This window comes from uncultured Clostridium sp. (genome assembly GCF_900547735.1).
In the GTDB taxonomy this organism is placed as follows: Bacteria; Bacillota; Clostridia; order Lachnospirales; family Lachnospiraceae; genus Otoolea.
In genome coordinates this window covers 1-9882 of sequence record NZ_URHZ01000124.1, presented here as the reverse complement: position 1 = coordinate 9882, position 9882 = coordinate 1, and the positions used below count along the sequence as shown (strand labels likewise).

At 50.8% G+C, this 9882-nt stretch carries 10 protein-coding genes; all 10 read right to left on the bottom strand.

Going from position 1 to position 9882, the window contains the following annotated elements:
* Positions 1 to 195 precede the first annotated feature (195 nt).
* The 10 genes from QZT18_RS22740 to QZT18_RS22695 all read right to left on the bottom strand — a co-directional run bounded on the left by QZT18_RS22740 (position 196) and on the right by QZT18_RS22695 (position 9701).
* Positions 196 to 1314, bottom strand: a complete 1119-nt coding sequence (locus QZT18_RS22740; RefSeq protein ID WP_294151897.1) for a 5-methyltetrahydropteroyltriglutamate--homocysteine S-methyltransferase — start codon at positions 1312 to 1314, stop codon at positions 196 to 198.
* A 257-nt stretch (positions 1315 to 1571) separates the two neighbouring features.
* On the bottom strand, positions 1572 to 2213 hold the full coding sequence (gene dhaL / locus QZT18_RS22735) for a dihydroxyacetone kinase subunit DhaL (protein ID WP_294151895.1): 642 nt from the start codon (positions 2211 to 2213) through the stop codon (positions 1572 to 1574).
* 17 nt (positions 2214 to 2230) lie between these two features.
* Positions 2231 to 3220: a dihydroxyacetone kinase subunit DhaK gene (gene dhaK, locus QZT18_RS22730; RefSeq protein ID WP_294151894.1), complete on the bottom strand. Its 990-nt coding sequence runs from the start codon at positions 3218 to 3220 to the stop codon at positions 2231 to 2233.
* Positions 3204 to 4613: a serine dehydratase subunit alpha family protein gene (locus QZT18_RS22725; RefSeq protein ID WP_294151893.1), complete on the bottom strand. Its 1410-nt coding sequence runs from the start codon at positions 4611 to 4613 to the stop codon at positions 3204 to 3206. Before QZT18_RS22725 ends, dhaK begins: the two co-directional genes overlap by 17 nt.
* Positions 4614 to 4649: 36 nt before the next feature.
* On the bottom strand, positions 4650 to 5138 hold the full coding sequence (locus QZT18_RS22720; RefSeq protein ID WP_294151892.1) for an L-2-amino-thiazoline-4-carboxylic acid hydrolase: 489 nt from the start codon (positions 5136 to 5138) through the stop codon (positions 4650 to 4652).
* A gap of 12 nt (positions 5139 to 5150) precedes the next feature.
* Positions 5151 to 5633, bottom strand: coding sequence for an L-2-amino-thiazoline-4-carboxylic acid hydrolase (locus QZT18_RS22715; RefSeq protein ID WP_294151891.1), 483 nt, complete (start codon positions 5631 to 5633; stop codon positions 5151 to 5153).
* A gap of 24 nt (positions 5634 to 5657) precedes the next feature.
* Complete coding sequence (locus QZT18_RS22710) at positions 5658 to 6941, bottom strand: TRAP transporter large permease (RefSeq protein WP_294151889.1); 1284 nt, start codon at positions 6939 to 6941, stop codon at positions 5658 to 5660.
* Positions 6942 to 7014: 73 nt separating this feature from the next.
* Complete coding sequence (locus tag QZT18_RS22705) at positions 7015 to 7539, bottom strand: TRAP transporter small permease (RefSeq protein ID WP_294151888.1); 525 nt, start codon at positions 7537 to 7539, stop codon at positions 7015 to 7017.
* A gap of 118 nt (positions 7540 to 7657) precedes the next feature.
* On the bottom strand, positions 7658 to 8767 hold the full coding sequence (locus QZT18_RS22700; RefSeq protein ID WP_294151886.1) for a TRAP transporter substrate-binding protein: 1110 nt from the start codon (positions 8765 to 8767) through the stop codon (positions 7658 to 7660).
* Between the two features lie 211 nt (positions 8768 to 8978).
* Entirely contained in the window at positions 8979 to 9701 is a 723-nt protein-coding gene (locus QZT18_RS22695; protein WP_294151884.1) for a FadR/GntR family transcriptional regulator, read from the bottom strand.
* Positions 9702 to 9882 lie beyond the last annotated feature (181 nt).

The following is a 9882-nucleotide window of genomic DNA, read 5'->3' as shown; positions in this document are numbered from 1 at the left end:
AAGTACTGCAAAATCAATGTTTTGTATAAATCACGAATTCACTTTGAAATTTTACCTTTTCAGATGTTCTAAAATATTTGAAATTGCTCCAAAAAATGTCAGGCATACTCGGACACTTCCCCTCATATGCCTGACATTTATAAACTTACGCTCTAAGGCCTGCTGCTTTAAAACCTGCCGCTTTTTCCTGTTACCTTATACTCCCCAAACTTCCTCCGCAATTTCCTTTACAAGCCGCAGCTTTGCCCACTGCTCCTCTTCGGTCAGCTTATTGCCAATTTCACAGGATGCAAATCCGCACTGCGGGCTTAAGTACAGCCGGTCTAACGGAATATATTGCTCCGCCTCACGGATTCTTGCAATCACGGCCTCTTTATCTTCCAGCTCCGGAGATTTTGTCGTAATCAATCCCAGAACTACTTTCTTATCCCCGCTCACATATTTAAGAGGTTCAAAGCCGCCGGAACGCTCGTCGTCAAACTCCAGATAAAATGCATCCACATTTTCATCCTTAAACAGATACGGAGCAACGGGCGCATAACCGCCTGCGCTTGCCCAAGTGGAGTGATAATTGCCCCGGCACACATGGGTTGTCAGGGTTACGTCCTCCGGCTTGCCCTGGATTGCAAGATTGTTGAGGCGAAGATACCGGGCCGCCTCCTCTTCCAGTGACGTCTGCTCCTTCTGCCTTGCATTCCAGTATGCCGTATCACAGAACATTCCCCAGGTGCAGTCGTCAAACTGGATATTTCTGCAGCCTGCTGCATAAAGGTCACTGATTACGGTGCGGTATGCCGCTGCAATATCCTCAATCAGCTCCTCGGTATCCGGATAAACGGCAGTCGTCTTTTTTCCGTTATCTTCACGGAACAGTTCGGCCAGCAGCTGGGCCGGAGCCGGCAGTGTCTGCTTTGCCGCCGTATGTTCATCTTCAAACTGTTTTACAAATTTAAAATGCTCCACAAACGGATGGTTTTCCCCGCTTATTTTTCCGGTTACCTCAATAGAACCGTGGGTAGTCTCCTCACCATGGAAAAAGTATCCGTGATCCAGTTCCACCTCCTTAATCCCGTTGAATCCCCACATAAAGTCGAGATGCCAGTAACTTCTGCGGAACTCGCCGTCGGTAATTACCTTGTAACCGGCCTCCTTCTGTCCGGCGATTAGCTTTGTGATTTCTTCATTCTCCACTCTTGTGAGCGCGTCCGCCGTAATTTTTCCTGCCTTAAATTCTTCTCTTGCCTTCTTTAAAACTTCCGGGCGTAAAAAACTTCCTACATAGTCATAGCGAAACGGTACGGTTAAATTACCCATGGTCTTCATTCTCCTTTTGCATCCTTCATTATGTGTGCCACATTGTGTGCTTCATTGTGTGTGGTTCATGCAGTTACTATTTCAATCACTTCCATCTTCTGTTGTTTCAATGATTTTCTTCCCATAGTATAATTGTTCCTCCACCTTTCGTAAAATACAAAAAAACAGTAGTCGGCTATAGATTCAGTCTATAGCCAACCACTGTTCTGCAATGTATCCCGCCGTTGAGACAGATATAAGCTGAGGCAGATATAATGTCAGCCGCCCTTTTCCATTAAATAGTCGCAGAGACAGCCAATCTGAAGAGACATTGTCACGGCTCCCGGGTCCAGATGGCCGGTTCCTTTTGAAAGCATGTAGCTGGCCCGGCCTTTTCTGGCCTCCATCTGTCTCGTACTCTCCGCTCCCTCTTCGGCCGCTTTTTTAACCCGTTCCAGAACGGTCCGATCGTCCTCTCCCGCCTCCAGAGCAAGCCTGAACGCCTCCGCAGCCGGGTACAGTGAGTCGATCATGGTCTTAAATCCCGGTTCCGCTTTTCCGCGGCTCATCATATCCTCCACCATGTCCGTAAGAACCAGACAGAGTCCCTCCATGTCCAATGTTTCTCTTCCTGCCACGGCCCTGGCTGCGGCCAGGTAGGCGCCCCCATAAAGGATTCCGGAGCTTCCTCCGATCCGGCTCATCATGATCATTCCGATTCGTTTTAACGTCTCACAGACAGGGAGCGCCCTGAGCTCTTCACCGGCTTCTGTCAGCGCTTCAAACCCCATATTGAGGTTCACCCAGTGATCCCCGTCCCCGGTCGCCGCATCCAGTTCCGTAACATAGTCCCTGTTTTCGCTTATCTTTACGGCCGCCCGGTTCAGGTAAGCCGTATATTCCTCCGATGTTATAATCATTTACCTGTCCTCCCGCCTCAGCATTTGAAAGCCGGTGTATTGGCCGGCGCTTCCAGTAATTCTTTCAATTCCTCATCCAGCTTTAAAAGTGTGACCGAACAGCCCGCCATCTCCAGGGAAGTCATATAATTACCCACAATGGTCCTGACCACTTTAATTCCTCTTTCTTTGAGAAGTCCCGACAGTTCATGATTCATAATGTAAAGCTCCATCAGAGGCGTTCCTCCCAGGCCGTTTACCAGCATGGCGGTTTCACTTCCGGTAAAATCGAAATCCTCCAGAATACGGTCCAGCAGCTTTTTAGCCGTTTCCGCGGACGATGTAAGCTCCTCCCGGCAAATCCCCGGTTCGCCGTGTATTCCCATACCGATTTCTACCTCAGTCTCACCCAGGGCAAAGCCCGGTTTCCCAACTCCCGGCAGAATGCAGGGCGAGATTGCCATTCCCATTGAACGGAGGCCGCAAGTTACCTTCTCAGCAATGCGCTTTACCTCTTCAAGTGTCTTTCCCGACTCAGCGGCCGCCCCGGTAATTTTATGTACCAGCACGGTTCCGGCGATCCCTCTGCGGCCCGCAGAGTAAGTGCTGTCAGGAACTGCAACGTCATCCTTCACCACCACGCTTTCCACACGGATTCCTTCCATCTGTGCAAGCTCCGCCGCCATTTGGAAATTCATGATATCACCGGAATAATTTTTGATAATCAGAAGGACTCCGGCTCCTGCGTCCGCCGCCCGTATTCCCGAAAGGATCCGATCCGGACTGGGCGATGCAAACACGTTACCTGCCACCGCCGCATCCAGCATGCCTTTTCCCACATATCCGGCATGGGCCGGTTCATGGCCGCTGCCTCCTCCGCTGACCAGACCGACCTTGCCTGGCGTTTTATCCCTCCGGCTTATCACCTCAATGCCTTCACCCGCATAGACAAGCCCCGGCTCCGCCGCCGCAAGTCCCTGCAGCATTTCCGTAACAACCCGGTTTGGATTATTAATCAACTTTTTCATCTGTTACAGCACCCCCATTCTTTTTCTGCATAATCTCCAGAATCACCTGCTCCGTCCGGATCATGCCCGGGGATGCTATAAGTCCTATATTCTGCATCGTCTTCTCAGGGTGTGCATCCGCCACGCCGTGTTCCGGCGAAACAGAGCTTCCGCTAAGTGCCAGCTCCATTGACGTCACGGCCGTATCCACCGCGGCCAGTACCTTCATGCAGCAGGCATGGTTTCCCCCGGTGCAGATCATACCGACAATGGATGCCGCCATATTGTTTAAGGCAGCCACGATCGTTTCATAACCGCCTCCCCGCATGAATGTCATGGCGCAGGCCATCCCCGTTCCGGCCGCAATGCCGCATCCGCAGAAAGCGGACAGTTTTCCGGAATACTCCTTCATATACATTGTGACAAGATAGCTAAGTGCGGTGGCCCGGAGCAGAAGTTCTTCCGGCTGATTCTCCACCCTGTACATTGCATACAGGGGCATCGTGCAGATAATTCCGTGGTTCCCGCTTCCCGTGATGCTCATCGCAGGCTTATTAAGGCCGAGAACCCGCGCCTCCGAAGCCGCCCCTGCAAAATAACGGGCAGTTGCCCTCAAGTTATCCGACACCTCTTTATCCCCGTTAAATGCAAGCAGGCTTTTTGTCAGGGTACATGCCCGGGAACGGAGCGCCTCCCCGGCAAGCTCCGTGTTTACCCGATATGCCTCTCTGATAAAATAGAGCTCCTCCACCGGGACTTCCTTCGCAAACAGGAAAAAATCCCTCATTGTATAGCGGGTGATCGGGTTTCTGCCGCGATTCGGAATGCAATCGGTAGCCGAATCACTGCCGATAGCCGAATCACTGCCTGTAGCCGAATCACTGCCGATGGTCGAATCACTGCCTGCAGCCGGGCCGGATGTCCCGGCCTCCCCCGCTCTCTCCTTTTTATCAAGAATCACCTGCCCATTTTTTATCAGACGGCAGATGTTTGTGTGGCTGTCGCGGATCTCCGCCTCACAGCAGTCGTGCTCCGTCTTTACACAGGCATATATGTACAGCTCGGAGCTAATCGAAGAAACCTCCACCTTGACACGCCCTTCATCGATAAAGCGCCGGGCCTCTTCCACCCCTTCATCGGATAGCCCCTCTAAGACGAGAAGTCCTTTTTCCTTATCACCGGCCACACAGCCCAGGGCGGCGGCATATAAATTTCCGATTTTGTCCGTGCCCGGAATCCCGCATGTAAACGCATTTTTATAAATACCGGAATTTTCCTTCACCAGCAGACGTTCCACCGGTTCCTCCGTCAGCGCCCTTGCAGCCGCACAGGCCAGGGCAATGGCGGCCGGTTCCGTCACGCCGAGAGCCGGTTTCATATCCTTTCGAATCAGTTCCAGCAATATTTTATTCATTTCCGCCATTCCTCCATGGATTTATCGGTTCCTGTTTTATTTCTCCTTTTTAAAACACATCGTGCACTTACCGCACCCCGATGCTATAGTTGCTTTTAAATCCATCGACATCCCCAGGCTCTCCGCCGTGCCGCGGTCCATCTCCATACAGATATCACAGATATCGGCCAGGAACTTTTCATCCTGATCCAGGTTCTGCCAGGCGTTCACCAGCGGACAGTAGCCCAGATCCACCTCAAATTCCTCATCCGTCAGCTTCACGATCTCGCCTTCGTTGACCTTCTCCACCCCATAGGTCATAAACTCATCCGCAAAATCCTTCAGATTATCAATACCGGCAAACCTGTTTTTCCCCAGAAAAACACCTGCTTCATGCATGGCGTCCCGTGCAAATTCCAGGGGAAGGCCCTGTTCCAGCCCCTCCTTTACCAGAAAATAATACCATCTTCCGCGGTTTTCATAGGCATCCCGCACCGCATCTACCTCATAATCACTCACATATTTTTTCGGCACATTTTTAATCATTTTACTCTCCCCCTACTTTTTCACAAAATGCAGCTCACAGACATCGTCTCCCGTTCCAATCGCACGCTCCAGCTTAAAGCCGATGTGGTCGTATAAGTCAAATACGCCCCGGTCCACATCCATCGCGCAGTCACAGATTAAGCCGATTTCCTTTTCATCCTTGGTAAGCTTTGTCCAGGCTCCGCACATAGGGCAGTAATGAAAATGCACCACCGCTTCCTCATCCGTCATGGAGATCAGCTCCGCATGGAACTGTTTTATTGTCTGATCGTTCATGAACGCGCCCATGAACCGGGAAATACTGTCCGTGTCAGGATAATTCTTGCGGTAGAGATTGCCCAATTTGCGGATTGCACCGCGGGCATAGGCCTCTTCGTCCAAACCGTACCGTCCTGCCGCTTTTACCAACTGGTAATACCACATGCCTCTGGTCTCGTTCGCCTTCCTGATCTCCTTTGACAGCGTGTCATTGATTTTTGCATTGTTGTTAATCATCTCAAACCTCCGTTCTATTTTATGTTAACCTGTATAACCCAACAGGCGCGGGACTGCGAGTACCAGATCCGGACAGTAAGTGCATATTAAAAGACACACCACCAGCACGCCGATCCACGGCCAGATTCCTTTTACCATCCGGTCCACCGGTACCTTGGTGGCCATTGCCGTCGTATATAAACACGTTCCCACCGGCGGTGTCAGAACACCGATCGTCAGGTTGAAACACATCAGCAGTCCAAAATGGACAAAATCGTATCCGTAAGCCTGCATAATCGGCAGGAAGACGGGTACCAGAATCAGAACCGCCGGGGATGCATCCATAAACATTCCGACGAGCAGCAGGAAAACTTGGATAATGAGCAGCGCAACCATGCCGTTGTCCGTCAGGGAAAGCATAAAGTTACAGATAATTGTAGGAATCTGCTCTATCGCCAGAGCCCACCCCATTACGCCCGCCATTGCCGCAATAATCAGGATGGCTCCGCTCATCACGGCCGACCTGATAATCATCGGAATTAAAGCTTTGAGTTTTATCTTTTTATAAACAAAGATTCCTACCAGCGTCACCACCATGATAATCAGCGACGCCGACTCGGTTGCCGTCGCAACTCCCGCCGCGATGCTGACAAAGGTTAGAAACGGCGCAATGATGGAAAAAGCGGCCGATTTCAGCTTATCCCACACATGCCTCCATCCCTGCCAGTCGTGGATTACCCATTTGCGCTTCGGATTCCGGGACAGAAGGAAGATTACCAGCGCCAGGGCCAGGCCGACCATAATGCCGGGCACCACGCCTGCCTCAAACAGATAGGCGATCGGCGTGCCGCTGGATACGCCGTAAATAACATACAGCAGTCCCGGAGGGATCAGGGGCCCCACCACCGATACGGAGGCGATAAAGCAGGCTGCAAAATCATCCTCATATCCGTCTTTGCGCATTTCCGGATAAATGGTTGAGGATAGCAAAGCCGCTTCCGCATTCGCCATCCCCAGAATTCCCCCCAGAAGAAGTCCCACGATCGTGCAGACATAGGCAATGCCGCCCTTCACCCGGCCGACCAGCGCCCGGCAGAAATCCATCAGCCTCGTCACATCCCCGGAAAGCCCCATCAGCTCACCGGCCAGGATAAACATCGGAATTGCCATCAGATTGTAGGAATTAGCCGACGAAAACAATTTCTGCGCCACCGCAGGAAAATAGTTCGGCCCCATAGTAATCAGCCCGGCCGCGCCAACCAGTCCCAGCACATATGCAATCGGAACTCCCAGCAGCAGGGTGACTACAAACATAATTATCATTATCATACCGTCACTCCTCTTCAGTGTCCCGCCCACCCCCGTTCGGTTATATGCAGCCGCACAGGAACGGAACAGAACGCTAATCTAAACGTACATATTCATTTCCGTCACTTCTGGGAATAAAAATATGCAGAAATCCCAGCACTTCCGAAAAAAGCAGCAGCCACATCGTCACCGGCAGAATCCACCAGATAAGACGCATCGGAATCTGCATGGCGGAGCTGACCTGGTTCTGAATAATATTTGAAAAATACATTTTTGTCCCGTAAAATCCAATCCAGCCGACTAAGCCTGCGGAAAAAATCCGGGCAAGAATCCGGGCGGCCGTCCGAAAAGGCCCCTTAAACAGGGAAACAAATAGTTCGACTTTCGCCAGATGCCCCGTGTTGGATGCCACATAAGTTCCCAGAAACGTTACATACACAAGCAGAAAAGTGGCCATTTCATCACTCCATGCCAGAGGACGGTTCAGAAAATACCGCATCACCACGGAGACAAAGATCAGGCAGACCTGGAGTGTCAGGACTGCACAAAGAAAATACTTGACTGCCCAAATCAGACGGTCGTTAAAACGATCCAGCATATAGATTACTTTTTTTGCCATACTATCTCCTTTTCAGTTGTCATTCGCAGCCCCGCCAGGGAACGCGGTTCTGCGGACAACAACACGCTTCGCGGACAGGCGGGAGAAGCGCCGCCCTGTCCTTCCGGCCTTCTCCTGCTTAGTTCTGCGGGATTCCCAGATCTTCACGCACTTTCAGGACATAGTCATAGATTGCCTTGCTGTCCTCATTTTCACAGTACTTTTCGATTACCGGCCGGCATGCCGCTACGGCCGCTTTGTGATCGATGACGGAGACCTGGAGACCCTTTTCCTCAAATGTCTCGTAGGCATTTTTCTGTGCCGTTTCGAAGGTGTCATAGCAGGCCTGACGTCCCTTTTCGACTGCCTCCGTTATCCAGCCCTTTTCCTCCTCGGACAGGCCGTCCCAGGTCATTCCGCTGCACACAAACAGAGGGGAGGCCGTCGCATGGCCGGATTTTACCACATATTTTGCCGTCTCGTACGTTCCCGAAGTAATCGTGGAGCAGGCCGTATCTTCAAAGCCGTCCACCACTCCCGTCTGCATGGCATTGTAAACCTCGCTGTAACCCAGAGGCGTTGCCACAAACCCCATGGCGGTATACATGTCCAGATGCATCTGCGCCGTCATGGAACGCAGCTTGATGCTCGGCGCGTCGGCCAGGCTCTTCAGTTCTTTTTTCAGGAAGAAATCGCGGGAGGCATTATACAGAAAACCAACCGGTTTAACCGAAGTCTCCGCATACACCTTGTCGAGATATCCTTTCGCAAAATCCGAACTGACTACGGTGTTCTGCAGTTCCGTATTCACTACGCCGGTATCATCCACCCACATGTAGGGCAGGTCAAATGCCTCAAGCACATGCGTGAAGTTGGATAAGGAGGCCGCATTGAATACCGCACAGTCAATCGTCCCCATCTGCATGCTCTCAAACACCGATACCTCATCCCCAAGCTGTCCTCCCGCATAAACATCAAGCTGAAGTTTTCCTCCTGAAGCTTCATCCAGATATGCGTTCATGGCAATCAAGGCCTGAGTGTAACCGTGTGTTTCATCCCAGGATGTCGGCATACTGGTTTTTAAAAGCTTTACATCCTGATTTGGCTTTTCACTCCCGCCGCTTTCCGCCTGGCTCTCCGTCTTTGTTTCCGCAGCCGTCTCACTCTCCGCCGTCTTCCCTTTCCCGCAGCCCGCCAGTGAAGTAACAGCCAGCACCCCGGCAACCGTTAATGCTACAAATTTTTTCATCTTTCTTCCTCCTTTTTATTTGAAACAGGCATCTTCTCGGCTCCATATCATAGATCCCCTTCAATGGAGAATGCCGCCTCCTTCATGTGATATGACGTATGATGTCTTATGTTAAAAAAAATTACACTGGAATCGTGGAGTTTCGTTAATTCCAGTGTAACATGACGTCATACCTCTGTCAATATTAAAATTCGCCCTTTTCCGTCTTTTTTCAGCATCGCTGGCCCGTCTTTTCTCTCATCGTTTTCATATGCTCTCTGCCTATCTCCCGAGCCCTGGCCGCATCGCCTGCCTGAAGGGCATGAAATAAATCAATATGGAGATTCTGAGTGGCGGTAAGTTCAAAGGAACGGCGGTAAATATTCGTTGTATAATTCAGGGCAATTGCCTTTTTAATCGTGGGCAGCATCCTCTCGATCACGATGTTCCCGGTCATACGGTATACGAGCGAGTGGAATTCTATCTCACTGTCCGCCAGACGGTCAATCATGCGCGGATTGTTTTCATCCATTTTAAGCTCATAAATTACCTCATTCATCTTTCTGAGGATCACTTCCATCTCACTGAGCTGTCTTTTAGTCGCCCGTTCGGCGGCCAGATAATACACCTCCGGCTCGATCACACTCCTCATTTCACAGAGATCCGGGATCAGCTTCTCCTCCGGAATGAATTCAAATCCATAGGGATCGTCCGCCAGTCCGGGAATGGCAGCCACATAGGTTCCTTTTCCGCGCTCGATATAAAGAATATTCTTGGATATCAAAATCTTCACCGCTTCCCTGATCGTAGTGCGGCTCACATTTAAAGCATCCATTAACTCATTCTCATTGGGAAGCTTGGAGCCCAATGCAAATTCGCCCGTCATAATCTTTGCTTTTATCTTATCCGCAATATTCTGAGAAAGTGTAAAACCTCTGTCCATAATCTGTACCATCCTTTATTTCCCTGCAGGAGCACGGCCGATTTAGCCGTGTCCCGTCTTATCTATTATATATGCTGTCTCCTGTATTTGGCAATCACTTTTCCTGTAACTGGCCTCCTTCTGTAGCAGGTTAGGGATAAATGGGGATTTAATTGAGGAATGAGAACGCCGCCGGGACGGTCGGGGTTCGGGA

Bases quoted from the DNA above. Each gene is read 5' to 3' on its own strand.
- QZT18_RS22740 (WP_294151897.1), bottom strand. From the start codon at position 1,314: ATGGGTAATTTAACCGTACCGTTTCGCTATGACTATGTAGGAAGTTTT.
- dhaL (WP_294151895.1), bottom strand. From the start codon at position 2,213: ATGATTATAACATCGGAGGAATATACGGCTTACCTGAACCGGGCGGCC.
- dhaK (WP_294151894.1), bottom strand. From the start codon at position 3,220: ATGAAAAAGTTGATTAATAATCCAAACCGGGTTGTTACGGAAATGCTG.
- QZT18_RS22725 (WP_294151893.1), bottom strand. From the start codon at position 4,613: ATGAATAAAATATTGCTGGAACTGATTCGAAAGGATATGAAACCGGCT.
- QZT18_RS22720 (WP_294151892.1), bottom strand. From the start codon at position 5,138: ATGATTAAAAATGTGCCGAAAAAATATGTGAGTGATTATGAGGTAGAT.
- QZT18_RS22715 (WP_294151891.1), bottom strand. From the start codon at position 5,633: ATGATTAACAACAATGCAAAAATCAATGACACGCTGTCAAAGGAGATC.
- QZT18_RS22710 (WP_294151889.1), bottom strand. From the start codon at position 6,941: ATGATAATGATAATTATGTTTGTAGTCACCCTGCTGCTGGGAGTTCCG.
- QZT18_RS22705 (WP_294151888.1), bottom strand. From the start codon at position 7,539: ATGGCAAAAAAAGTAATCTATATGCTGGATCGTTTTAACGACCGTCTG.
- QZT18_RS22700 (WP_294151886.1), bottom strand. From the start codon at position 8,767: ATGAAAAAATTTGTAGCATTAACGGTTGCCGGGGTGCTGGCTGTTACT.
- QZT18_RS22695 (WP_294151884.1), bottom strand. From the start codon at position 9,701: ATGGTACAGATTATGGACAGAGGTTTTACACTTTCTCAGAATATTGCG.